The sequence below is a fragment of the Streptomyces sp. AC627_RSS907 genome (assembly GCF_019049165.1).
This window is the reverse complement of the sequence record NZ_JAGMUE010000187.1, coordinates 1-622: the sequence shown is the minus strand read 5'-3', so window position 1 is coordinate 622 and position 622 is coordinate 1. Positions and strand designations below refer to the sequence as shown.

General features: G+C 75.9%; 1 pseudogene. It reads right to left on the bottom strand.

Annotated elements, in window-relative coordinates:
• Window positions 1–299: pseudogene (locus tag KUM32_RS31280) on the bottom strand (succinyldiaminopimelate transaminase); the annotation flags it as partial.
• Window positions 300–622: the final 323 nt, after the last annotated feature.

The window sequence follows — 622 nt, the reverse complement described above, 5'->3', positions numbered from 1 at the left end:
ACCAGCTCCTTCGACCCGACGACCGGCAGCACCTGCGCGTGGCCCGCCTCGCGGGCGCCGAGCCGGCGCTCGACCCAGCCGGCAATGGCGTCGCGGAGCGCGACGGTCCCCCACACCGTGGGGTAGCCGGGGCTGTCGGCCGCGTCGGTCAGGGCGCGCTGGATCGCGGCGGGGACCGGGTCCACCGGGGTACCGACCGAGAGGTCCACGATGCCGTCCGGGTGGCTGGTCGCGGTGGCCTTGTACGGCTCGAGCCGGTCCCAGGGGAAGACGGGAAGGCGGTCGGTGACGGGGGACACGGTGCCTCGTTTCCTGTGATGCCTGTGATGCCTGCGGTGTCTGTGATGCCTGTGGTGTCTGCGCGGACGCGGGGGCGCGTGCCGCGTCCGCGGCGCGGGCCGCGCCGGTCACGCGGTTGCCACGCCCGGGCCGTGCGCGGCGGCCCGGAAAACGTCTCGGCCCCGTGCGGCCCGTCGCGCGCGCCACGGGGGCGGGGAGGGCCATACGGGACCGAGACCGCGCTCGTCGCGCGGAGCCTGGCGGGGCCGGACGAGGTCAGTGGTCACTCGTCACGGCCGCGGATCACTCGTCGTGGCTCTGCGGCGGGAGCGCTGCGATGAAG